The 23,602-nt window shown below is 72.9% G+C and carries 20 protein-coding genes and 1 riboswitch; of the genes, 10 read left to right on the forward strand and 10 right to left on the reverse strand.

The genetic code is table 11. The features are described from left to right. Positions 1-120: 120 nt before the first annotated feature. Both J2S44_RS20865 and J2S44_RS20870 read left to right on the forward strand, forming a co-directional pair. Complete coding sequence (locus J2S44_RS20865; RefSeq protein WP_310416539.1) at positions 121-1,134, forward strand: GNAT family N-acetyltransferase; 1,014 nt, start codon at positions 121-123, stop codon at positions 1,132-1,134. A 193-nt stretch (positions 1,135-1,327) separates the two neighbouring features. Beyond that, positions 1,328-2,116 (forward strand): DUF8814 domain-containing protein, encoded by a 789-nt coding sequence (locus J2S44_RS20870; protein WP_310416542.1) that lies wholly within the window; start codon positions 1,328-1,330, stop codon positions 2,114-2,116. On the opposite strand, the gene J2S44_RS20875 is transcribed toward J2S44_RS20870, so the two are convergent. Both J2S44_RS20875 and J2S44_RS20880 read right to left on the reverse strand, forming a co-directional pair. Next, positions 2,074-2,547: a hypothetical protein gene (locus J2S44_RS20875; protein ID WP_310416545.1), complete on the reverse strand. Its 474-nt coding sequence runs from the start codon at positions 2,545-2,547 to the stop codon at positions 2,074-2,076. The genes J2S44_RS20870 and J2S44_RS20875 overlap by 43 nt on opposite strands. A 75-nt stretch (positions 2,548-2,622) precedes the next feature. Beyond that, a complete protein-coding gene (locus tag J2S44_RS20880; RefSeq protein WP_310416548.1) occupies positions 2,623-3,156 on the reverse strand; it encodes a GNAT family N-acetyltransferase in 534 nt (177 codons plus the stop codon). Between the two features lie 295 nt (positions 3,157-3,451). On the opposite strand from J2S44_RS20880, the gene J2S44_RS20885 reads away from it, so the two are divergent. The 3 genes from J2S44_RS20885 (at position 3,452) to J2S44_RS20895 (ending at position 7,062) form a co-directional block, all read left to right on the forward strand. Beyond that, on the forward strand, positions 3,452-3,655 hold the full coding sequence (locus tag J2S44_RS20885) for a cold-shock protein (RefSeq protein WP_033342363.1): 204 nt from the start codon (positions 3,452-3,454) through the stop codon (positions 3,653-3,655). Positions 3,656-4,465: 810 nt separating this feature from the next. After that, positions 4,466-6,088 carry a chaperonin GroEL gene (gene groL, locus J2S44_RS20890; RefSeq protein WP_310416551.1) on the forward strand — a complete coding sequence of 541 codons (1,623 nt, stop codon included), beginning with the start codon at positions 4,466-4,468 and terminating at the stop codon, positions 6,086-6,088. Between the two features lie 179 nt (positions 6,089-6,267). Continuing rightward, positions 6,268-7,062, forward strand: a complete 795-nt coding sequence (locus tag J2S44_RS20895; protein ID WP_310416553.1) for a hypothetical protein — start codon at positions 6,268-6,270, stop codon at positions 7,060-7,062. Positions 7,063-7,126: 64 nt separating this feature from the next. Here J2S44_RS20895 and J2S44_RS20900 read toward each other — a convergent pair whose 3' ends face one another. Next, a complete protein-coding gene (locus J2S44_RS20900) occupies positions 7,127-9,289 on the reverse strand; it encodes an IPT/TIG domain-containing protein (RefSeq protein WP_310416556.1) in 2,163 nt (720 codons plus the stop codon). Between the two features lie 285 nt (positions 9,290-9,574). Between J2S44_RS20900 and J2S44_RS20905 the strand changes: the two genes are divergently transcribed. Beyond that, entirely contained in the window at positions 9,575-10,264 is a 690-nt protein-coding gene (locus J2S44_RS20905) for a pentapeptide repeat-containing protein (protein WP_310416559.1), read from the forward strand. On the opposite strand, the gene J2S44_RS20910 is transcribed toward J2S44_RS20905, so the two are convergent. The 3 genes from J2S44_RS20910 to J2S44_RS20920 form a co-directional block, all read right to left on the reverse strand. Next, positions 10,242-10,931, reverse strand: a complete 690-nt coding sequence (locus J2S44_RS20910; protein ID WP_310416561.1) for an NTP transferase domain-containing protein — start codon at positions 10,929-10,931, stop codon at positions 10,242-10,244. The genes J2S44_RS20905 and J2S44_RS20910 overlap by 23 nt on opposite strands. A 64-nt stretch (positions 10,932-10,995) precedes the next feature. Continuing rightward, the gene (locus J2S44_RS20915) at positions 10,996-11,925 is read right to left on the reverse strand and encodes a GNAT family N-acetyltransferase (protein WP_310416564.1); all 930 of its coding nucleotides are present in this window, start codon (positions 11,923-11,925) and stop codon (positions 10,996-10,998) included. Then, the gene (locus J2S44_RS20920; RefSeq protein ID WP_374727879.1) at positions 11,918-14,395 is read right to left on the reverse strand and encodes a S8 family serine peptidase; all 2,478 of its coding nucleotides are present in this window, start codon (positions 14,393-14,395) and stop codon (positions 11,918-11,920) included. The genes J2S44_RS20915 and J2S44_RS20920 overlap by 8 nt, the downstream gene beginning before the upstream one ends. A 67-nt stretch (positions 14,396-14,462) precedes the next feature. Between J2S44_RS20920 and J2S44_RS20925 the strand changes: the two genes are divergently transcribed. After that, a complete protein-coding gene (locus tag J2S44_RS20925) occupies positions 14,463-16,265 on the forward strand; it encodes a glycerol-3-phosphate dehydrogenase/oxidase (RefSeq protein ID WP_310429814.1) in 1,803 nt (600 codons plus the stop codon). 452 nt (positions 16,266-16,717) lie between these two features. On the opposite strand, the gene J2S44_RS20930 is transcribed toward J2S44_RS20925, so the two are convergent. Continuing rightward, the gene (locus J2S44_RS20930; protein WP_310416567.1) at positions 16,718-18,112 is read right to left on the reverse strand and encodes an FAD-binding oxidoreductase; all 1,395 of its coding nucleotides are present in this window, start codon (positions 18,110-18,112) and stop codon (positions 16,718-16,720) included. A 22-nt stretch (positions 18,113-18,134) separates the two neighbouring features. Between J2S44_RS20930 and J2S44_RS20935 the strand changes: the two genes are divergently transcribed. After that, positions 18,135-18,422: a DUF4031 domain-containing protein gene (locus tag J2S44_RS20935; protein WP_310416571.1), complete on the forward strand. Its 288-nt coding sequence runs from the start codon at positions 18,135-18,137 to the stop codon at positions 18,420-18,422. Here the strand turns inward: J2S44_RS20935 and J2S44_RS20940 are convergent. Further along, positions 18,391-19,032, reverse strand: coding sequence for an HD domain-containing protein (locus tag J2S44_RS20940; RefSeq protein WP_310416573.1), 642 nt, complete (start codon positions 19,030-19,032; stop codon positions 18,391-18,393). The two genes, J2S44_RS20935 and J2S44_RS20940, sit on opposite strands and share 32 nt — an antisense overlap. 49 nt (positions 19,033-19,081) lie before the next feature. On the opposite strand from J2S44_RS20940, the gene J2S44_RS20945 reads away from it, so the two are divergent. Continuing rightward, positions 19,082-20,233: an FUSC family protein gene (locus tag J2S44_RS20945; RefSeq protein ID WP_310416576.1), complete on the forward strand. Its 1,152-nt coding sequence runs from the start codon at positions 19,082-19,084 to the stop codon at positions 20,231-20,233. Between the two features lie 69 nt (positions 20,234-20,302). Here J2S44_RS20945 and J2S44_RS20950 read toward each other — a convergent pair whose 3' ends face one another. Then, complete coding sequence (locus J2S44_RS20950) at positions 20,303-21,550, reverse strand: aminotransferase class V-fold PLP-dependent enzyme (protein WP_310416578.1); 1,248 nt, start codon at positions 21,548-21,550, stop codon at positions 20,303-20,305. Between the two features lie 50 nt (positions 21,551-21,600). Beyond that, a riboswitch (SAM riboswitch) is annotated at positions 21,601-21,720 on the reverse strand. Positions 21,721-21,785: 65 nt separating this feature from the next. Between J2S44_RS20950 and J2S44_RS20955 the strand changes: the two genes are divergently transcribed. Further along, positions 21,786-23,285 (forward strand): PrsW family intramembrane metalloprotease, encoded by a 1,500-nt coding sequence (locus J2S44_RS20955; protein ID WP_310416581.1) that lies wholly within the window; start codon positions 21,786-21,788, stop codon positions 23,283-23,285. Here J2S44_RS20955 and J2S44_RS20960 read toward each other — a convergent pair. Next, positions 23,276-23,602 carry a GroES family chaperonin gene (locus tag J2S44_RS20960; RefSeq protein WP_307242609.1) on the reverse strand — a complete coding sequence of 109 codons (327 nt, stop codon included), beginning with the start codon at positions 23,600-23,602 and terminating at the stop codon, positions 23,276-23,278. The genes J2S44_RS20955 and J2S44_RS20960 overlap by 10 nt on opposite strands.

Raw genomic sequence — 23,602 nt, forward strand, 5'->3', positions numbered from 1 at the left:
GACAATCTCTTCCGCCGACTCGACGACCCAGTGCCGATCGTTCATCGAGGTGCTGTGCGCGCGTCTCCCCGACCAAATTTCGCTCGCCCGATCGCGATCCCGCGGGGCACCCTGCACGGCATGAGTCTGCGCATCGCCGCCTTCGACCCGGCCGACGACACCACGTGCGGGGAGGCGGCGGCGATCATGCGGCTCGCCTCCCTGGCCGAGACGCCGGACATGCCGGCCCTCAGCCCCCGGCGGTACGTGGCCCGGTTCCGCAATCCACAACTCGGCGAGCGCCGGCTCGGCTTCCTCGCCCGGTTGGACGGCGTCGCGGTCGGCGCCGGCCTGCTCATCCTCCCGGACGAGCAGAACCGGGAGGCCGCGATGATCGAGCTGCACGTGCTGCCCACCCACCGCCGCCGGGGCGTCGGCCGCGCGCTGCACGACCGGCTGACCGGGATCATCCGCGCGGAGAACCGCAGCACGGTGCTGGCGAACACGTCGGAGTCGCTGCCCGGCGGGCCGGCCCGCCCCGGCGACGGCTCCGCGTTCGCGGCGGCGCTCGGCTACCAGCGGGCCTCGACCGCGCACGGGCAGCTCCTCGACCTGCGGGACGTCCCGGCCGAACGGCTGCTCGCCCGGGTCACGCCGCACACCGGTGGTTATTCGCCGGTGGTCTGGTCCGGTGACGTGCCGGAGGCGGACGTGGCCGACATCGCCTACCTGAACGCACGGCTGATCGAGGACGCGCCGACCGGCGACCTCGAGTGGGAGGCGGAGAAGCCGGACCCGTCGGTGATCCGCAACTACGAGCGCACGTACCGCGACAAGGGTTCCACGCTGTTCCACGCGGCCATGCGCGACGACCGCACCGGCCGCCTGGTCGCGTGGACCATGATCGAGCAACTGGACGACCCGTCCTCGTGGGGCTGGCAGCAGATCACGCTGGTCGATCCGGCCCACCGCGGCCACCGCCTCGGCCTCGCCGTCAAACTCCACAACCATCTGCAGGTACGGGCGAGGGCTCCGGAGCTGCACCACGTGCACACGTGGAACTCGGACGCGAACCACCACATGATCGCGATCAACGCGGAGCTGGGGTTCCGTCCCTCCGGCGCCACCGTCGACTGGCAGATCCACCTCCGGTAGGCCGGGGTTTCTCCCGGCCACCCGCCGCACCGGCAGGGAGGAGCCCCGGCGACGACCGGTGCCCGCGGGAGCATGCGGGCCGCACCACGCCGGAAGCGGGAAAACCGCTCTCCGCTTTTCGGTTCCGCGCTCCTCAGGTCCGGCGCGGCCGCGCCGATGTGACCCCTATTGCCGTCGTCGGGAGGGGTGTCACGTGCGGAGTGGGTTGGGCGCGGTACTGGCGGTTCTGCTCTCCATGGTCTTCCTGCCGGTGCCGGCGGCGGCCGCGCCGCCCGCCGAGGCCGCCGCGGCGGGGAAGCCGCTCTCCTACCGGGTCTTCGCCACCCGTGAGGGCCTGGTCGGCGGCGTCACCGCGAACGGGCACGTGATCGTGGAGCGGGACCACTTCGTGGCACTGCCGTCCCGGCTCGGGCTCTCCTCGTTCGGCGGCGGTGAGCGTTCGGTGCGGGTCTGTGCCGGGAACGGGCGCTGTGCGTACGCGCCGGTCTGGGACGTCGGCCCGTGGAACACCACCGACGACTACTGGAACTCGCCCCGCCAGACGTGGTCCGGGCTGCAGCGCGGGCGCCCGCAGGCGCAGGCCGCCTACGAGGCCGACTACAACGGCGGCCGCGACCAGTTCCGCCGCGACGTGCTCAACCCGGCCGGCATCGACCTCGCCGACGGCACGTTCTGGGACGCGCTCCGGCTGACCGACAACTCCTGGGTGAGCGTGGACTTCCTGTGGACCGGCGGCGCCACGAAGGGCACGGTGGTCACCGGCGGCGGCCCGGTCCGGCTGCGCGCGGCCGCGAGCGGCACCTCGGCGGAGATCGGCATGGCCGGCGAGCGCGCCCAGCTGCCGATCCAGTGCCAGAAGCGCGGGCAGAAGGTCGTCGGCACGGTCCGGACCACGAGCCTGTGGAATCGGGTGGCGCCCGGGACGTACGTGTCGCACGCCTACGTCTCGGTGCCGTCCGGCTTCTCGGTCCGCCGCTGTTGACGGGTGATCCGCGCGGCCCACGGGCGTAGTGGTCGTTCCGGGTACCGTCCGGCGGCCAGCCCGGCGCGCCGTTCGAACCAGTTGCCCGAGCCGTACGACCTGGTCAGCGCGTACGACCAGCCGCAGGCCAGCCAGTAGGCGGGAAAGAAGAGCGGGCCGAGCCCGGCGTACTGCGCGACGTGCCGGGTCTCGTGCCCGAGCAGCTCGGCCTGGTCGGGGTGCAGCAGCCACTCCGCCGGGCGCCGGGTCAGGATCACGCTGCCGACCGTGAACGTGCGGCCCAGCGCCGGGCGGCGGCAGTTCCCGGCGATCAGTACGCCGCCCGGTGCCCGGCGGATCCGGGCACGGGCGGCCACCGCGATCAGCAGGCCCAGCAGAGTGGTGCCGTTGATCGCGGTCAGCGCCGTCCGGCCCGCCTGTCGCGGCCGCATGCGACCGCCCTACCGCTCACTCTTGGTAATGGACACGTTTCTGTCCGCAGTTCTGCGTCGTTCTCGTCATTTCCGTCAGGCCGACCGTCGCATTTGGAGTTCGGTCAGTCCGGCAATCGTGGGATGCGGCACGCGCACGCCGGTGTCCCGGAAGCCGAGCCGTTCGTACGCCCGGACCGCGCGCTCGTTGCCGTTCACCACCTCCAGCATCAGCTCCGGCCGCCGCTCGTCGCGCGACCACCGTGCCACCGCCTCGACCAGCTCTCCGACCAGGCCCGTTCCGCGCAGGCGCGGGGTCACGTAGACCGCGAATATGACGGTCACCCGGCGGTCCGCGGCCAGCACGATGCCGCCCGCGTGCCCCACGAACCGTCCATCCTCGACGGCCACGAACTGCGCGGCCAGGCCGGATCGAATGTTGTGTGCGATCTGCGCCCGGAAATCCTCGTGCGGGCGCGCCGCCGCATCCGCCACCGTTTCCAGAAATGCGAGCGGAGAATCGGCAAGCATTTCCAGTCTCAGCGCGCGCATTCGCGCGGCATCGGGGACCCGCACGCGCGCGATCGTGCGGGGCTCGGGGTGGCGTACCGGGGCAATGGTGCTGGTCATGTAGCTCTGCCTACCCGGAACCGGGTGATCGGGCAACCGGTATCGACGAGAACGGGCCGTCCGGGTTCGTTCCTTCGGGGGCCGGGCAACGATCACCATCAGTAGCGACGGACCGAAGCATCGCGTCCACGGTGTCCGTTTTAGGGTAGTGCACGGTCGGTGTTGCTCGTGTAGCGTGCGGTTCGGCCGCAGTGTTTCGAGGACCAGACGGACCCGGATCAGGCGGCCCCGGATGAGCAGTTGCTTAAGCCGGGGGGTTGGCGCAACCAGCACCATAGAAGTGAGGAAGTGCACCGTGGCACAGGGCACCGTCAAGTGGTTCAACAGCGAAAAGGGCTACGGTTTCATCGCGGTTGACGGGGGGCAGGACGTCTTCGTCCACTTCTCCGCGATCGAGATGGACGGCTACAAGGCGTTGGACGACGGGCAGCGCGTGGAGTTCGAGATCGCGCAGGGTCAGAAGGGACCGCAGGCGGAGAAGGTCCGGGTCATCGCCTGATTCGCCGGTGTCGGTCCGAGGCCGGACCGATCCCTACATCTCCCATTCGGGGCGTCGCTCCTCACGTCGGTGAGGCGGCGCCCTGCTCACGTGTTGGGCACGGTTATCGTGTCGTCAACAAGTAGACGGATGTCGAAGTACTATTCGGCTTCGCTAATGTGCCGGCCGAACTGATGTCTGCGCGGAGCAGCCATTCCGTTGGCAGTGCGGTTCGGTGGGTCGCCGGTCAATCGGTTCCCCCTTTCGGTGTGCCTCCCGCATCGCGCCGAACGGCCACGGTGGGTGGCTTTCACGATCGTCACTACAACTTTGAACGTCGTTGGCCATCCGCCGATCGGGTGGCCGCTCATGATGGACGCCGTCGGTCGGGCGGGGTCGTCCGTCGCGTATTCCCCTGAACGGGATTCCACCCTTTGTGGGAGTCGCGGCGGCTGTCGCGGAACGGGTCGCGTCCGGGGCTCGGAGGCCGCGCGGGCGTGGTGAGGGGCGGTCCGGGCGGCGCCCGTCCGGTCCGCGAGGGCACGCATCACGTCCATGGGGCTACCGACCGTGCTTGCACTCGCATGGGGAGAGTGCTAAAAAAGGTTCTGGCACTCGCTGATGGCGAGTGCCAACAGGTCGGGACGGTGGGGTCTCGTCCGAGTGGGTGCCGAGAGGTCAGCCACGAGGGCAGGACCGGTCGTCGCGGGCTTATCCGGCCCGGCCGACGGCGACGTGCGTGATCGCGTGACGTCGTTCGAAGGTGCGTCAGCAGGCGGCAGCCGGCGAGAACAGTCCGGGTGCCGTGAGCGTCCAGGAGGACAACGCCGTATGGCCAAGATTATCGCTTTCGACGAGGAGGCGCGCCGCGGTCTTGAGCGGGGCATGAACACCCTCGCCGACGCCGTCAAGGTGACGCTGGGCCCCAAGGGCCGCAACGTGGTGCTCGAGAAGAAGTGGGGCGCCCCCACCATCACCAACGATGGTGTGAGCATCGCCAAGGAGATCGAGCTCGAGGACCCCTACGAGAAGATCGGCGCTGAGCTGGTCAAGGAGGTCGCGAAGAAGACGGACGACGTGGCCGGTGACGGCACGACGACCGCGACCGTCCTGGCGCAGGCGCTGGTCCGCGAGGGCCTCCGCAACGTCGCCGCCGGCGCCAACCCGATGGCCCTGAAGCGGGGCATCGAGGCTGCCGTCGCGAGTGTCTCCGAGGGCCTGAGCCAGCTGGCGAAGGACGTCGAGACCAAGGAGCAGATCGCCTCCACCGCCTCCATCTCCGCCGGTGACAACACCGTCGGCGAGATCATCGCCGAGGCGATGGACAAGGTCGGCAAGGAAGGCGTCATCACCGTCGAGGAGAGCAACACCTTCGGCCTCGAGCTCGAGCTCACCGAGGGCATGCGCTTCGACAAGGGCTACATCTCGCCCTACTTCTGGACCGACGCGGAGCGGATGGAGGCCGTCCTCGACGACCCGTACATCCTCATCGCGAACAGCAAGATCTCTTCGGTCAAGGACCTGCTCCCGATCCTGGAGAAGGTCATGCAGTCGGGCAAGCCGCTGCTGATCATCGCCGAGGACGTCGAGGGCGAGGCCCTGGCCACCCTGATCGTCAACAAGGTGCGCGGCACCTTCAAGTCCGTCGCCGTCAAGGCGCCGGGCTTCGGCGACCGCCGCAAGGCCATGCTGACCGACATCGCGATCCTCACCGGCGGCCAGACCGTCTCCGAGGAGCTGGGCCTCAAGCTGGAGGGTGTCGGCCTCGACATGCTCGGCCGCGCCCGCAAGGTGCAGGTCACCAAGGACGAGACCACCATCGTCGACGGTGCCGGTGACGCCGACCAGATCAACGGCCGGGTCGCCCAGATCCGCGCCGAGATCGAGAAGTCGGACTCCGACTACGACCGCGAGAAGCTGCAGGAGCGCCTGGCCAAGCTGGCCGGCGGTGTTGCGGTCATCAAGGTCGGCGCGGCCACCGAGGTCGAGCTCAAGGAGCGCAAGCACCGCATCGAGGACGCCGTTCGCAACGCGAAGGCGGCCGTCGAGGAGGGCATCGTGCCCGGTGGTGGCGTCGCGCTGGTGCAGGCCGGCAAGACCGCGTTCGACAAGCTGGACCTCGTCGGCGACGAGGCGACCGGTGCGAACATCGTGAAGGTCGCGCTGGACGCCCCGCTGCGCCAGATCGCCGTCAACGCCGGCCTCGAGGGCGGCGTCGTGGTGGAGAAGGTGCGCAACCTGGAGGCCGGTCACGGCCTCAACGCCGCCTCCGGTGAGTACGTCGACCTGCTCAAGGCCGGCATCATCGACCCGGCGAAGGTGACCCGTTCGGCGCTGCAGAACGCGGCCTCGATCGCGGCCCTGTTCCTCACCACCGAGGCTGTGGTGGCGGACAAGCCGGAGAAGACCCCGGCCCCGGCCGGTGCCCCCGACGCGGGTGGCATGGACTTCTGAGTCCCGGTTTCACCGGAGCGGGCGGGTCGCGACAGCGGCCCGCCCGCTCTGCTGCGTGGGGCCGCCGAACAACATCTATCTCGCGAAAAATGTCCGTTTCGCGTGAAAGTCTGGGGATTCGGGGCCGGCATCCGCGACCTCCGCGGGCCGGCCCGAGCCGAAACCCGCAAAGGACCGACATGCGCAACGAAGGACCGGAACCCACCGCCGACGGCCCGGAGCCCGAGGACGGCAGTGCCTACACCTCCGCCGCGGCCCGCCGTCCGCGCCGGCGAAAGCAGATCATCGCGGGCGCCGCCGGCGTGTTCGCCGTGCTGGGCGTCGCCGGCGCCGTCGTCGCCGTCCAGGCGAACAACCAGCCCGATCCCGCGCCGCCCGCGAACGTGGGCGCGCTGCCGCCGCTCGACGACGCCGTGCCGGTGCCGTCCGCGCAGCCGGGAGCCACCGTGCGGACCGGTTCGGCGCCGGCCACCGCGTCCCCCTCGCCCGGCGCCCCGAGGAGCACCGGTGCCGCACGGGCCGTCGAGACCCCACCGGACCCCCCGGAGCGGTCCCGGACGGCGGAGCGGAAGGACGAGGACGCCGGCGCGGCCGCGCTGCCGCAGCCGACCAAGACGCTGCGGGCGCTGCCCGACTCCCGGAGCACGGTCAAGGGATCCGAGGTGACGGTCGACGAGACGCGGTCCGCGGACAAGCGGCGGCGGCTGCGGGTCGCCTCGGCACGCACCGACCTGACCGGCTACCAGGAACTGGCCTGGGTCACCGACGACACCACCAAGGTCGGCGACGTCGAGTGCACCAACAAGATCCGGCTCAGCCCGGACGTGCCGGCGACCGAACGGCCGACGCTGCTGATCTGCTGGCGGCTCAGCGGCACGAAGAGCGTCTACACGGTCGCGGTCGACATGGACGGCCGCCCGGCACCGGAGGAGAGCGTGGCGGCGCTGAGCAAGCGCTGGCAGGAACTCGGCTGACCGGGCCCATGAAAAAACCGCCCGGGGCGTACGCCCCGGGCGGTTCTGCTGTCGGTCAGGCCGATCAGTACGGAGCCACCGTGAAGGTGGAACCGCTGGTGATCAGCGACTTGGCGATGGTCGCGGTCGGCGCGATCGCGCCGCTGTCGACGACCGTGACCGTGTACGTGCCCTCCGGCACCGGCGCACCGGCGGAGGCCGGCGTAGCCGCGTTGGTCAGCGTGTCGGTCAGGTCCAGCGTGCACAGCAGCTCGAGGTCGCTGATCACGAGGACGTTGGTGCACTCCGCGATCTGCGGCACCGTCTTGGCACCGGCGTTGTCGGTCGGGTTGTAGGCCGTCGCCGTGCCCGCGCCACCACGCACCAGGTAGACGTGGGCGTCGGTGTCGTTCGAGCCGGTCGTGCCGAACGGCGCCAGACTCTCGAAGCCGGCACCCAGGACGTCCAGCGTGATGATCGAGCCGGCCGGCGCGGTGTTCGGAGTGACCGTGATGCCGAACGTGTAGCTGTAGGCGGACGACAGGCTCTTCGAACCGGCTTCGGTCTTGACGGTCAGCGCCAGGTTGGCACCGGCACCGCGCGGCGTGGTGACACCGGTGAAGCTGTTGCCGTTCGCCGCGACCACGATGTTCGTGATCTCGGCGCCGCCGATGGTGGCGGTCAGGCCGGCGGTGAAGCCGCCACCCTGCACGGTGACGGTGCTGCCGCCCTGCGCCGGACCGCTGGTCGGGCTGATCGAGGTCACGGTGAGCGTGGCGCCGACCCGGTAGAGCGCGGTGGCGACGAGCGTGTCGGTGTTGGTGGTGCCGGTGTAGATGCACACGTTCCACGGGCTGGTGTTGCCGTCCGACGAGGTGTAGACGACCGTGTTCGGCACGGTCAGCGCCATCTTGTTGTTCGAGATCCGGATGTCGCTGGTCGCCGCGATGTTGGTGCTGTTCAGCGTCGGGTAGACGGACGGGCAGGCCGTGCCCTTGACCAGCACGGTCTTCGGCGTGGTCACGCCGAGCAGGAAGCTGTCGTTCGTGGACGAGGTCGCCGTGATGGTGGTGACGGTCGCGTCCGAGCCGGAGTCCGGGCTCAGCGTGACCGGCGGCAGCGACGGACCGTAGGTCGCGCTGCCGACGGCGATCTGCGTGCTGGTGCCGCTGGTGGTGCCGTTGTAGAGGCAGACGTTGTAGTTGCTCGGCGCCAGGACGCCGGTCGGCACCGTGACGGTGGCGATGTCGTTCGTCGCGGTGGCCGTGCCGGCCAGGTTGCCGGGACTGTTCGGGTAGGTCACCGGGCACGCGGTGGTGGTGAAGTACACGCCCGGCGTCGCGACGTTGGTGAACGCGCCGGCCAGGGTGGCCGTGATCGTGTTGCCGCCGCCGTTCTTACCGGCGGTGGCGCTCAGGATGGCCTGCGGGTAGGACGGCGCGTAGTTCGCGCCCGCACCGTTGCCGACGCCGCTGGCGCTCAGCAGCAGGCTGGTGGCGGTGGCCCCGTTGTAGACGCAGACCTTGTACGGCCCGGCGGCCGCGGTCGCGGTCGCGGGCACCGTGATGGTGGCCTCGTTGGCCGACGTCTTCGTGGTGGTCGTCGCCGCGAAGCTGGTCGAGCCGGTGATGTAGGTGCCGGGGCAGCCGGTGCCCTTGGTGAACGTCGCGGCGACGGTGGTGGCGGTGCCGATGACGCCGGTCCCGGAGAGCGTGACCTGGTTGCCGCCACCGGCGGGGCCGGTGGTGGGGGCGAGCGTGCCCGGGATGTACGTGCGGAAGGCCGACGTCGCGGTCGCGGCGCTACCGATGAGTGCGGCGCCGTTGGCGATGGTGCCGCTGGCGACGCCGTAGATGCAGACGCGGTAGGTGGTCGGCACCGCGGCGAGCGTGGCCGGGGTCACGAACGTCATGCTGTCGTCATTGATCTTGGTCGGCGAGGTAGCCGCGATGTTCGAGCCGGCGACCGCGGAGACCAGCGTGGTCGGGCAGCTCGTCGCGGTGACGAAGCGCACCTCCGCCTGCAGGCTGGGGGCGGTCACCACGTCCGTGAGCAGGTTGGTGGCGTTGGCGGTGACGGTGGTGCCGCCGCTGACCGGGCCGCTGGGCGGGCTCAGGGTGACCGCGACGTTGACGGACAGGGCCGCCAGGGCCGGTGGAGCCGCGGCGAGAACGACGGCCGCCACCGCCGTGGTGGCGAGGCCGGCTCGGAAGAGCCGGCGGCCGCTGGTGGGCTGGGACTTGCGCATGCGTGGGTCCTCCTACGGTCATGACGAACCGCATGGTTTTTCGGCTGGGTGGGGACGTGACCCGCGCTGATCTATGTGTCGGGCCGTCCGTTTGTGCGCTGCTCTGCAGCACAGCCGTGTACTTTGGGTGATCAGAAGATAACCGAAAGCGACCCAGCCTGGCCTGAAGTCACCAACTTTGGAGCCATATATCGCCATGAAGCGGGCGGGTCGCTCGGGTGAGCGTCGCCGCGAGTAACGATCGTGGTAAGTGGATTCCCGCCCGGCGGCGCTAGTCTCGATCGAGTGGAGACCGGCGTCGAGCGTGAGGACCAGGGGATCGCCCCGCCCGGCATCGATCCGCGTGATCTCGATCCGGTGACCGAGCCGCCCCTCGACGACCTGACCGACGCCTACGTGACGGACGTGGACTGGGCCGGTCTGGAGCTGGCTGGCATCCGGCTGACCCGTTGCTACCTGACCGACGTGGAGCTGTCCGAGGCGGACTGGCGCAACGTCCGGCTGACCGAGTGCGTGCTCGAACGGGTCGACCTCTCCAGCGCGTACCTCCGCGGCCTGACCATGGACCGCTGCGAGCTGATCGGCTGTCGGCTGACCGGCGCGCAACTCTTCGACGGCGTGCTGCGCGACGTGACGTTCGAGGCGTGCCGGCTCGACTTCGCGGTCTGGGAGTCGGTGATCGCGAAGGGCCCGGTCAGCTGGATCGGCTCCAACCTGAGCAAGGCGTCGCTGACCCGGTGCCAACTCACCACGGCCGCGTTCAGCGACTGCCGGCTGTCCGATCTTGAGCTGATCGACTGCGACCTGGAGGGCGCGGACCTGCGCGGCAACGATCTGGCCGGGATCAACGGCGTCCCCAGCCTGTACGGCGCCCGGATCGGGCGCGACCAGCTGGCCGACATCGCCGCACTGGCCGTGCGCGACCTCAACCTCGACGTGACGGCCGACCCGATCAGCTTCCGCGCGGCCCAATAGCGGCGGTCGGGGCGGCGGTCATGAAGACCGGGTGCCGGGCGTAGTCGACCGCCCGGTCGATGCAGTCGGTCAGGTCGTCGATCTGCACGAACCAGGGCGGCTGCACCGTGTGCACCTCCCACGGCGTGCCCTGCACCGCGCACAGCAGCATCCAGCCGGGCGGGCGCAGGCAGTGCCCGACCGCGTGCTCGTAGTGCACCTCGGTCAGGTGCCGGTCCAGCTCCGCGTGGTGTTCCGGCCAGAACGAGGTGGCGAAGACCGCACCCCAGTCACTGCCGGTGTACGCGGACGCGCCCTCCCGCCCGAAGATCCGGATCTCGCGCTCGCCCGCGTCGGCGATCGTCCGGATCGCCTCGGCCGAGAAGTAGACGTCGCCGAGCAGCAGCACCGTCCGGTCGTCGGCGGCCCACAGGTCACGGGTGGACGCGTACTCGCTCGGGTAGTCACCGGCGCGCACGTGCCGGGTGATGCCGGGCAGCGCGGAGAGCACGTCGTAGCGCGGATCGTCGGGCAACGTGACGTGCACGTCGTCGCTGATCGAGCGCGCCTGGCCGATGGTGTGGGCGAGCAGCGGCGCACCGTCCAGCGGCGCGAGCTGCTTGGGCACACCGAGATGGTTCGCCCACTTCGGGTCGTCCCCGTCGGACGCCGCGATGATCACCCGCACCGCACACCCCCAGTCTCTTCACGAACGGACAGACCGGGGGTACGCCCAGATTATCCCCAAAAGGTCAGAGACGTTTGCGGTACAGGAAGAAGACCCGCTCGATTCGCGCACCGGCCGCGCCGGAGTAGAACGGCACCGGGCCGACCCAGCCGATCTCCACCCGCCGGTGCCCGTGCGCGTACTGGTCCGCCAGGCAGCGCCGGAGCAGCACGCCGCCGATGCCGAGCCCCTCCGCGGCCGGGGCGGTGCCCATCGGGCCGAACCAGCCGGGGCGCGACGAACCGTACGACGCGAAGCCCAGGATCTCGCCGTCGTGCTCCGCGAGGTGGCAGCCGGCCCGGTCCCGGCCGATCGAGTCGGTGACCTCGCCCGGCCAGTCACCACCGAAGTGCCGCTCCGCGAAGGCGCTCAGCCGCGGCACGTCGTCGCGGGTGGCCGGCCGTACCGTGATGCCCCGCCCGGCCAGTCGCCGCTCCGCGGTGGCCGTCCCGCGCAGCGCGGCCGACCCCGGCACCAGGCTCGCGGTCATGTTCCACGCGGTCTGGTCGTGCGTGTAGCCGAGCGCGGTCGCGGCGCAGACCGCGGCCGTGTAGCGCACGTCGACGCCGGGCCACGCGTAGTACGGCGCGTTGCCGGCGATGCGCACCTCGGTCGCGCCCAGCCCGGCGAGCCCGGCCTCCGCGCGCGTCAGCAGCGCCCGCGCGATGCCGCGCCGCCGTGCGTCCGGATGCACCGCGAACAGGTCGACGTGCCCCACCCCCGGGCCCCGCTGCCCGATCGAGCCGAGCACCACGCCCCGCACCGCGCCGTCCGGATCACCGGCGACCAGGCCGACGGTACGGTGCCGGGCCGCGCGCTCACGCAGCCGCAGCACGATCTCGGCCGCCTCCGCCGCGTCCTCCGGCAGGTCCAGCGCGCTCGCGCAGAGCCGCACCACCGCCGGCACGTCGTCGTCGGTCAGCTCCCGGACGGCGAGTCCCTCCGGCTCAGCCACGGTTCTGCGCGTCCTGCACGGCGCCGAACACGGAGATGACGCCGGACCCGGACGTGTTGCCCACCGGCCCGCACACCGTGCTCTGCCCGGACAGCTGGGTGGCGTTCACGGTGACCAGTTGCCGGGTCAGCGGCAGGTCGCCGATCAGCGCCGGGTTCGCCGACCAGATCAGCGCGACCTCGCCGGCCACGTGCGGCGTCGCCATCGAGGTGCCGCTGTTGCGGGCGTAGGTGCCGCCGGGCATCGCGGACAGCACGTTGTCGCCCGGCGCCATCACGTCCGGCTTGACCGCGCCGCCCTCGGCGGGCCCCCGGCTGGAGAAGTCGGCCACCGCGCCCTGATCGTCGACCGCGCCCACGGTCAGCACGTCCGGGTAGAGCGCGGGCGGGTCGTCGACCGAGTCGCAGGACGGCCCGGTGTTGCCGGCCGCGGCCACGAACATGATCCCGGCCGCCGCGAACGCGGCCGTCGCCCCGGCCAGCGTGCCGCTGGCGCATCCCTCGATGTCCGGGCAGCCCCACGAGTTGGTCAGCACGTGCGGTGCGCGCTGCGGCCGCCCGTCGGTGAACGGGTCGCCGCCGGCCGGGAACGGCGCCAGCATGAACTGCAGGCAGTCCAGGTAGCGGGCCGGGCTGCCGAGGTTGCGGTCCAGGTTGACGCAGCCGACCCACTGCGCGTCCGGTGCCACGCCGATCCCGTTCGCACCGACCGCGGAGCCGATCGTGTGCGTACCGTGCCCGCCGTGGTCCTGCGGCGTTCCGGTGTGGTTCCACGGGTCGAACCAGGAGTCGTCGCCGCCCCGGAAGCCGTCGCGCAGCGCCGGGTGCGCGCCGTCCACACCGGAGTCCGACGTGCCGACCACGATCCCGGCGCCGCGCACGCCGATCTCCCACGCCGCCGGCGCCCGGATCATCTCGATCGCCGGGGTCGGGCCGGTCGGTGCCGGTACCGAGCCGGTGCTGGTCTCGACCGGCGCGGGCAGCGGGCGCAGCAGCGGGCTGGGTCGCACCTCGGCCACGTCGTCGCGCGACTCCAGCCAGGTGCGGATCCCGGCGCCGGCGTCCACCTCGATCGCGTTGACCAGGTAGTACGGCGTGTAGTCCAGGCCCAGCCGGTCCAGCGCCGCGCGCAGCTCACGCTGGCTGTCCTCCGCGTGCGCGACCAGCGTGCGGTAGACGTCGGCGGCGCGTGCGTCCCGGCCGGCCTGGCCGGTGCGGGTGCGGTCGATGCCGGACAGGTCCGGCTGGTCCGCCAGCACCACGAAGAGCCGGTCACCGAACAGGCCGGGCGTGCCCGGGACCGCGTAGACCACGCCGGCCGCGGCCAGCAGCAGCACCGCGACCGCGGCCGCGACCGGGGTGCGGGCCCGGCGCACGCCACCGCCCAGGATCAGGCCGTACGCGAGGCCGGCGACCAGCGCGACCAGCCACATGCAGAGCGCGGCCACGCCGGTCCAGTACGGCACGTCCCGCCCGGTGAGCAGCAGCGTGATCTCTTCCGGGTCCACGAACGCCAGCGGGCCGAACACGGCCGGCGCGACCAGCAGCAGGACGGGGCCGCTGATCCGTCGCCGGCGTCCCGGGCGGACCGGCCGGAGCGTGCGCGCGTGCGGCTGCAGCGCGGCGGCCGTGAACGCGACGACCGGGATCATCAGCATCGCCAGGTCGGTCCCGGCCTGTCCGGCGCCGCCCGCGATCGCGGCCAGCGCCACGCCCGCGACCAGGCCGCCGACCAGCACCATCCGTGGGCCGCCGTGCCCGCCGTACGCGCGCCAGAACGGCTCGTCCAGCACGGCCGCGGCGAGCCAGCCGATCGCGGTCGCCGCGGCCGCGGCCAGCAGCGTCTCGGTCAGGCCGCCGAGTGCGCCGGCCCACAACCACGGCGCCAGGATCGCCGCCCCGGCGCCGAGCGCCAGCAGCCGGACCGGCCACCGGCTGTCCGTACGTGCTTCATCTGGTGAAGACGACTCTTCCGGAATTTCGGTTTTATTGCGACTGGTCAGTCTGAGCGCGAGCGCGCCGAGCGCGGCGACCGCGGCCAGCGCCAGCAGGTAGATCTCGTGCTCCAGCATCGGCACCAGCCGCAGCAGACTGAACACGCCGAGCGCGCCCGCACCCAGCAGCCACGCGCGCCCGGCCGCGCGCACGCCCGGCGATCTCGGCAGCACCGCCAGGAGCACGCTCGGGATCGCGGCCAGCACGGCCGCCACCACACCGCAGACCGCGGCCACGCCGGCCGGCGCGTCACCGGTCGTGGCCAGCCCGAGCTGCTCGACGAACCAGCCGATCCACTGTGCGGCCACGGTGACCGCGGCGATCCAGACCCCGGCGAACGCGGCGCCGACCACCGGCCACGGGTTGCCGCGCGGCGGCCCCGGATCCCACGGCGGCGGCGGTGCCCAGTACGGCCCCGGCGGGCCGGGGTACGGCATCGGCTGTCCTGAGGGCGGGGGTGGGCCAGGCACAGTCATGATCCGCACAGTACGGCTACGGCCTCCCGTGAGGGGAGTTACGGTGGGACACGTGCGTGACCCAGCCGTGTCTCGATACACCGCCGGCCAGCTCTCCCCGCTGCGCCGTGCCGCCGACCTCCGCCGCCTGCGCAGCGAGCGCTTCGACGTGCTCGTGATCGGGGCCGGCGTCACCGGCGCCGGCGCCGCGCTGGACGCCGCCTCCCGGGGCCTCAAGGTGGCCCTGGTCGAGGCGCGCGACCTGGCCGCCGGCACGTCCAGCCGCTCCTCCAAGCTGATCCACGGTGGCCTGCGCTACCTGGAGCAGCTGGAACTGCACCTGGTGCACGAGGCACTGACCGAGCGCGGCCTGCTCGCCACCCGGATCGCGCCGCACCTGGTGCGCCCGGTGCCGATCCTGGTGCCGCTGGAGGGCCGCGAGGGCCCGCGCGAGTGGCCGATGCGCGCGTTCCGCCGGGCCTACTACGGCGCCGGCGTCGCGGCGTACGACGTGTTCGCCGGCATCTTCGGCGGCGGTCGCGGCATGCCGCTGCACCGGCACCTGACCCGCACCGGCGCCCGGGAGATCTTCCCCAGCCTCCGGCCGGACGTGCTGACCGGCGCGATCCGCTACTACGACGGCCAGGTCGACGACGCGCGCCTGGTGGTCAACACCGCCCGCACCGCGGCCAGCCTCGGCGCGGCCGTGGTCACCAGCGCCCGCGTCACCGGCCTGCTCCGGCAGGCCCGCGAGGTGACCGGCGTGCGCATCCGCGACATGGAGGCGCCGGCCGGCTCACCGGACGCGGAGTTCGAGGTCAAGGCGCGCACGGTGATCGCGGCCACCGGCGTGTGGAGCGACGACATCACGCGCATGCTGCGCGAGGTCGGCGTCCGGCCGGGTCTGCGGGTGCGCGCGTCCAAGGGCGTGCACCTGGTCGTGCCGCGTTCCGCGATCACCGGCGAGGCCGGGCTCATCCTGCGTACCGCCAAGTCGGTGTTGTTCGTCATCCCGTGGGGCGGTCACTGGATCATCGGCACCACGGACACGGACTGGCAGCTCGACCGGTCGCACCCGGCCGCGTCCGCGAGCGACATCCAGTACCTGCTCGACGAGGTCAACAAGGTGCTCGACCGGCCGCTGAGCACGGACGACATCCAGGGGGTGTACGCCGGGCTGCGCCCGCTGCTGGCCGGCGAGGCCGACTCGACGTCCCGGCTGTCCCGCGAGCACGCGGTCGTCGAGCCGATGCTCGGGCTGCTGCTGGTCGCCGGCGGGAAGTACACGACGTACCGGGTGATGGCCGCGGACGTGGTCGACAAGGCCGCGCGCCGGCTCGGGTCCTCGGTGCGGCGCTCCCGAACCGACCAGCTGCCGCTGCTCGGCGCGGACGGCTACGCGGCTGCCTGGCGCGACCGGGCCGACCTGGCCCGCCGGCACGCGATGCCGGTCGGCGTGGTCGAGCACCTGCTGGAGCGCTACGGCACGCTCGCCATGCACCTGATCGCCATGATCGACGCCGATCCGCTGCTGGCCACCCCGCTGGCCGGCGCGCCGGAGTACCTGGCGGTCGAGGTCGCCTACGCCGCACACGCCGAGGGCGCGCTGCACCTCGACGACGTGCTCACCCGCCGCACCCGGATCTCGTTCGAGACACCCGACCGCGGCACGGAGAGCGCGGAGCAGGCCGCCGAGATCATGGGTTCCGTCCTGGGCTGGGACGAGGCCGTGCGCGCCCGCGAGGTCGAGCACTACCTGGCCCGGGTCGCCGCGGAGCGCCAATCCCAGCTGATGCCCGACGACCTCACCGCGGACGCGGCCCGCCTCGGCGCCGCCGACGTCCGCGGCTTCGCCGCCGACCGCAACGAGGCCGACCTCCCGCAGCTCTAGGGGCCGCATCGAAGATCAGGACAACATTCTTGATCTTCCCGCTTCCGGCGTGGCGCGGCCCGCATGCTCCCGCGGGCCAACCTCGCCGTCCCGGAAAGACTCCGCTGACGCTCCGCTTCCCGGGCCGCGTCGGAGCCGGTTCCCCGCGGTGCCGGTGAGAACCCACGCGATCCTCGTCGTGGGCGAGTTCCGCGGCGCGGCGTGCGCGGAACCCCGCGATGGTCGTGCCGGGAGTTCCGCGCGCGGCGTGCGAACCGCGCGATGGTCGTGCCGGGAGTTTTGCGGCGTGTGCGGGCCGCGCGGTTGGCGTCGTGGCGCGAGATCCGCGGCGCGGCGTGAGCCGCGCGGGTTTGCTCTTGCCACGGCGGGACCGGCAGGGAGGAGCGCCGGCGACGACCGGTGCCCGCGGGAGCACCGGGTGGTGCCCACGCCGGAAGCGGGAAGATCGGCTTCTAGAGGATCTTTCCGGGGTTGAGCAGGCCGGCCGGGTCGAGTGCGTCCTTGATCGCGCGTTGCACGCGCATGCCGACCGGGCCGGCCTCGCGGGCCAGCCAGTCGCGTTTGAGCAGGCCGACGCCGTGTTCGCCGGTGCAGGTGCCGCCGAGGGCGAGGCCCAGTTCCATGATCTCGTCGAAGACGGCGCGGCCGCGCGCGAGGACGGCCGGGTCGGTGCGGTCGACGACGATGTTCGGGTGCATGTTGCCGTCGCCGGCGTGGCCGACCGTGCCGACCGGGATGCCGTGCCGTTCCGCTATCCGCTCGACGCCGTCCAGCAGCTCGGCCAGCCGGGCGCGCGGCACCGCCACGTCGTCGATGATCAGGGCGCCGATGCCGTGCGGGTACGTCTCGGCGGCCAGCCTCTCCATCGCGGCGTGCGCCAGACGGCGGGCCTCCAGCAGCGCGGCGGCCTCGGCGGCGTCGGTGGCCGCGAAGACCTCCTCGGCCCCGGCGGCGATGCAGGCGTCCGAGACGAGTTCCAGGTCGGCGGCGGCGCGGGTGCCGGTGTCCGTGGCGGCCAGCAGCAGCGCGCGGGCATCGGTGCGCAGGCCCATCGGCCGGTACGCCTCGATCGCCCGCAGATGCGTCCGGTCGAGCAGTTCGAGCAGGCTGGGGGAGAGGCCCCGGGCGGCGATCGCGGCCACGGCCTCCCCGGCCGCGGCGGTCGAGCCGAACACCGCGACCAGCGTGAGCGCCTCCTCGGCGGGCGGGCGCAGCGCGAGGGTCACCTCGGTGATCACGCCGAGCGTGCCCTCCGAGCCGGTGAACAGGCGGGTCAGATCGTACCCGGCGACGCCCTTCGCGGTGCGGCGGCCGGTGCGCAGCACCTCGCCGGAGGCCAGCACCACCTCCAGGCCGAGCACGTACTCCGCGGTCACGCCGTACTTGACGCAGCACATGCCGCCCGCGTTGGTGGCCACGTTGCCGCCGATCGTGCTGGTCTGCCAGGAGCCCGGGTCCGGCGGGTAGCGCAGCCCGGCCCCGGCCACCTCGGCGGCCAGCACGGCGTTGACCACGCCCGGCTGCACCACGGCGGTCCGGTTGACCGGGTCGATCTCCAGGATCGAGGTCATCGCGGTGGTGGACAGCACGATCGCGCCGTCCACCGCGTTCGCCGCGCCGGCCAGCCCGGTCCGCGCGCCCTGCGGCACCACCGGCACGCGCAGCTCCGACGCGATCCGCAGCACGTCGGAGACCTGGCCGGTGGTGCGCGGCCGGACCACCACGGCAGGCGTGCCCGAGTCGCAGAGGTCTGCCTCGTCGTGCCGGTGCGCGTCGAGCAGGTCGGGATCGGTCAGCACCGCCTCGGCCGGCAGCACCTCCGCCAATCGCGTGAGCAGATCCGACATCCTTCGACGGTACGGTGAGAGAGTGATCTTCGTTGACCCGCCCGCCTGGCCCGCGCACGGCCGGTTGTGGTCGCATCTGGTCAGTGACCGGTCCCTGGACGAGCTGCACGCGTTCGCGGCGCGGATCGGCGCACCGCGCCGCGCGTTCGACCGCGATCACTACGACGTGCCGGCCGAGCGCGTGGCGACCGCGGTCCGGCTCGGCGCGCGACTCGTCTCCAGCCGGGAGATCGTGGCGGTGCTGCGCGCCTCCGGGCTGCGCAAGCCGAAGCACACGGTCAGGCGGTCAGCTCCGCCAGCTCCCGACTGAGGTTGGCGCGGGCCGGCGCCTCCCAGCGCGCGGCCAGCTCCGGGGTGCGGAACAGCGCGGGCAGGTCGAGCAGGCCGCGCAGCACGGCCGCGCGCCCGAGGCGGAACAGCTCGTCCGGCACGTGCGCGTACTCCCGGCGTACCCCCTGGGTGTAGGCGCGGTACGCGGCGGTGGGACGGGCCAGCACCTCCAGGTCGGCGTCGCAGAGCAGCGCGCCGTCGAGGTCGCCGTCGTCGACCGCGTGCCCGGCCGTGATCCGCACCAGCCGTGCCACCTCGGCGGCCGCCTCGGGGGTGACGCCCAGCCCGGGCAGGTCCGACGCGGCCAGCTGTGCGCTGGCCTCCTCGTTGCCGGCGGCGGCCGGGTCGTAGACCGCGTCGTGGTACCAGACCGCGAGCCGGACCAGGTCGGGGTCGCGGGCGCGGTCGGCGAAGCGGTCCACGACGGACAGCATCGAGGCCAGGTGCGCCTGGTCGTGGTACGCCCGATGCGGCTCGCGCCAGCGGGTCAGCAGCGCCGTGCCCACGCGGTCACCCGGATCGGTGCCGCCCGCTCCGGCCAGCGCGCCGCGCCAGCCCGCCAGGAGATCGTCCACCCGCAGATCGCTCACCGGCTCATCCTGGCAGGAGAACGGCCATGATCGACGGTAGGGTCGTCCCATGGGCAGCGCGCCGTTCGGTCAGCGGGTGGCCGACCTGGGCCGCCGGTCCGGCGGCACGATCCGCGAGCGGCTGACCCGGGTGCGCGGCAACGCGGGCCTCGCGCTGCAGACCGGGGTGGCGGCCGGCATCGCCTGGCTGATCGCGAACGACCTGCTGCACCACCAGACGCCGTTCTTCGCGCCGATCGCCGCGGTGATCACGCTCGCGGTCTCCGTCGGGCAACGGCTGCGCCGCGCGTTCGAGCTGGTGATAGGCGTGGCACTGGGCATCGCGGTCGGCGACGCGCTGATCCTGCTGATCGGCACCGGGCCGTGGCAGATCGGCCTGTCCGTGGGCCTGGCCGTGGTCGCCGCGATCTTCCTCGGCGGCGGCTCCTCGCTGGTCGTGCAGGCCAGTTCGTCCGCGGTGCTGGTCGCCACGCTCACGCCGCCGACCGAGGGCATCTACCTGGGCAGGTTCTGGGACGCGCTGATCGGCGGCGCGGTCGGCCTGGCCGTCATGGCGCTGCTGCTGCCGATCAACCCGCTCACCGTGGTCGTCCGCGCGGCCGGCCCGGCGCTGGACGTGCTCGCGCACGGCCTGCGGGACGCGGCCGCGGCGCTGTCCGCCGGTGAGCCGGACCGCGCGGCCGAGGTGCTGGACCGGCTGCGCGCGGCCGAGACCGACCTGAGCACGATGGACGAGGCGATCAAGGCCGGCCGGGAGAACGCCACGCTGGCGCCGGTGCGCTGGCGGGCCCGCGCGCCGCTCGCCCAGTACCTGGACAGCGCGCAGTACGTCGCGCACGCGCTGCGCAACAGCCGCGTGCTGGTCCGCCGGATCATCACGATGCTGAACGACGGCGAGCCGGTGCCGCGCACGCTCGCGGCCGGCGTGGCCGCGCTCGGCGAGGCGGTCGAGCTGCTCCGCACCGAACTGGAGCTGGGCGTGGAGGCGGAGGCCGCCCGGGGGCGCGCGCTCAGCGCCGCGTCCGCGGCCGGCCTGGCCTACGCGGAGGGCGTCGGCTTCTCCGGCTCGGTGGTGGTGGCGCAGCTGCGGTCCACCGCGACGGACCTGGTCCGGGCCTCGGGTGTGGAGCACGAGGAGTCGATCCGGCTGGTCCGCCGCGCGTTCGGCCGGCACGCTCCGGACCTGCCCAGCGATCAGTGATCCAGGCGCCGTCCCGCGACACGGAGGACGCCTGGGGATCACCGGCGGTGGGTCAGCGCAGCGCGTCGATCAGCGCAGCGCGTCGATCAGCGCGTCCACGTCCGCGTCGGTGCTGCCGAGTCCGACGCTGACCCGCAGCGCGGTCGGCGGGAGCGTCAGGCCGGACCGCGCGGACGCCTCGGAGAGCAGCCGCTTGGCCAGCGGGTGCGCGCAGAACAGCCCGTCCCGTACGCCGATGTTGTGCTCCCGGCCCAGCTCCGCCGCGACGTCGGACGAGTCCCGGCCGGCCACCGCGAACGACACGATCCCGACCCGCTCCGCGTCCGGGCCGAACGTGCGCAGCTCGACCACGCCCGGGATCGACGCCAGGCCCGCGCGCAGCCGTGCGACCAGCCGCTCCTCGTCCCGGCGCAGCGCGTCCCGGTCCGCGACCTGCAGGGCCGCGCAGACCGCGGCCAGCGCCACCGCACCCAGCAGGTTCGGCGTGCCGGCCTCGTGCCGGGCCGGCCCGGTGTTCCAGACCACGTCGTGCGTGCCGGCGCCGACCCGGGCGGTGGCGCCGCCGCCGCGCAGGTACGGCTCGGCCGCGTCCAGCCAGTCGCCGCGGCCGGCCAGCACGCCGGCACCGAACGGCGCGTACAGCTTGTGGCCGGAGATCGCCACGTAGTCCACGTCCAGCGCGCCGACGTCCACCGGCAGGTGCGGGGCCAGCTGCGCGGCGTCCAGCGCGATCCGGGCGCCGTGCCGGTGCGCGATCCGGGCCAGCTCCGCGACCGGCCAGACCTCGCCGGTGACGTTGCTGGCGCCGGTCACGGCGACCAGGATGTGCTCCGGCGCGTCCGCGCCCCGGCGCAGCTCGGCCAGCGCGGCGCTGAGCGTGCGGACCGCCTCGGCCGGGGAGGCCGGCACCGGCAGCCGCAGCGGGTGACCGGGCCAGGGCAGCAGGTTCGCGTGGTGCTCGCCGCCGAACGTGACCACGGTGGTGCCCGCGGGCAGCGTCGAGGCCAGCAGGTTCAGCGCGTCCGTGGTGTTCCGCGTGAAGATCACGTGGTCCTCGGCGCGCGCACCGAGGAAGTCCGCGACGGTCTGCCGGGCCCGCTCGTAGGCGAGCGTGCAGCGCTGGGAGAGCGCGCCGGCGCCCCGGTGGACGCTGGCGTACCAGGGCAGGATCGCGTTCACGGCCTCGGCGGCCGCGGTGGCACACGGCGCGGTGGCCGCGTAGTCGAGGTTGATCTGGCCGGGCACGCCGAGCACGGTCGGCACGTGCGGCTCGACGGCGGCGGTGGTGGCGGTGACGGGCAGCGTGATCGTGGACATGCGACGACCTCCGGGGTCTCGAGGGACCCCGAGCACACCGTCGGGAACGGGGTCCGCGCTTGCCCGTGCGGACCGCCGCACAGGCCTGGTCATCACCCGGGGCACCCCACCGCGAACTGACGAGGGTTGCCGGCCAGCAAGCCGGGGCTTATCTGCTGGCGCTCGTGACCTGACGGCAATGATAGCCATGAACGAGGTGATCGTGGCAAGCCCTTCGACGGATACGCTGATCCCCATGTCGGAGATGTCACCGCAGCCGCAGTCCGCGCCACCGTCGGCCGTCCCGGCCGCTGGGATGCCGGCCGGCCCGGCCACCGGGCTGCCGGGCGCACCGGCCGGTTCGCCGCCGGCCGCCGGGCTGCCGGCCGTCCCGGCCGCTGGGATGCCGGCCGCTGGGATGCCGACCGCTGGGATGCCGACCGCTGGGATGCCGGGCGGGATGCCGCCGGGTGCGATGCCCGACCCCGGGCGGCGGAAGCGGCGGTGGCGGCTCGTCGGCCTGGCCGCGATGATCGTGTTCATCGCCGGCTGCGCGATCGCGATGACCGTCTTCCTCGGCTTCAACATCGGCGTGGACGGGCTGCTGCTCGGCACGGCCGCGGCGCTGCTGCCGGTGCCGGTGCTGATCGGCTGCTTCATGTGGCTCGACCGGTACGAGCCGGAGCCGGTCGGCTATCTCGCGTTCTGCTTCGCCTGGGGCGCGTTCGTGGCGACCGGCACCGCGCTGCTGGTGAACTCGTGGTCGGCGTACCTCTTCGAGGGCTGGGGCCTGTCCGAGTCGCTGGTGGCGGTGCTGGTGGCGCCGTTCATCGAGGAGACGATGAAGACGCTCGGCCCGGTGCTGCTGCTCTGGCGGCGGCGGCGTGAGTGGTCCGGCATCACCGACGGCATCGTCTACTGCGGACTGTCCGCGATCGGCTTCGCGATGGTGGAGAACATCCTCTACCTCGGCGGCCACGGCTACGCGGCCAGCAACGAGCAGTACGGACCGGCCAGCGGCGCCCAGCAGCTCCTGCTGATCTTCATCGTGCGCATCCTGTTCACCGGCTTCGCGCACCCGCTGTTCACCGCGATGGCCGGCATCGGGCTCGGCGTCGCCGCCCGCACCGCCGCGCGCCCGGTCCGCTGGCTCGCGCCGATCGCCGGCCTGCTGGTCGCCATGATGATCCACGGCACCTGGAACCTGCTGCCGTCGCTGGTCGCCGCGACCGGTGAGACGGTCGTGCTGCTCTACGGATACCTGGGCGTGATGATCCCGGCCTTCTTCGGCACGGTCGGCTTCGCGATCTGGCTGCGCGGCTGGGAGGGGCGGCTCACCGAGCGCGCGCTCCCGGCGTACGTCCGGGCCGGCTGGCTCTCCCCGCCCGAGGTCGCGACGCTGAGCAGCCTCGGCCGCCGGCACGCCGCCCGTCGCTGGGCGAAGCGGGTGGCCGGCGACGCCGGGCTGCGCGCGATGCGCAACTTCCAGTTCACCGCGACCAAGCTCGCGCTGCTCCGCGACGGCATGGACCGCGGGCTGTTCAAGCACGTGGCCACGGCCGAGGCGGAGGAGCGGGCGCTGCTCGACAAGGTGACGGCGGAACGGGCGGTCTTCGTCGGCCGCGACCCGCAGACGCCGCCGGCGCGCTGGGACGGTGAGCGATACCACATCACGTTCCCGGACGGGGTGAGCCGGCCGATCGAGGCACCCACCTCGCCGGTGGTACCGATCCCGATCACCACGTACTACAGGTAGAGGCCGGTCCCGTCGGACTCGACGCGCTCGGCCGCGACCGCGTGCACGTCCCGCTCGCGGAGCAGCACGTACTCCCGGCCGTGCAGCTCCACCTCGGACCGGTCGTCCGGGTCGAACAGCACCCGGTCGCCGGCCGCGACGGACCGCACGTTCGGCCCCACGCCGACCGCGGTTGCCCAGGACAACCGCCGGCCCATCGACGCGGTGGCCGGGATCACGATCCCGGCGGAGGAACGGCGCTCGCCCTCGGCGCCGTCGAGGCGGACCAGGACGCGGTCGTGCAGCAGCCGAATCGGCAGCTTGGCGTCGTCGTTCAC

The sequence above is a fragment of the Catenuloplanes niger genome, from assembly GCF_031458255.1.
GTDB lineage: Bacteria > Actinomycetota > Actinomycetes > Mycobacteriales > Micromonosporaceae > Catenuloplanes > Catenuloplanes niger.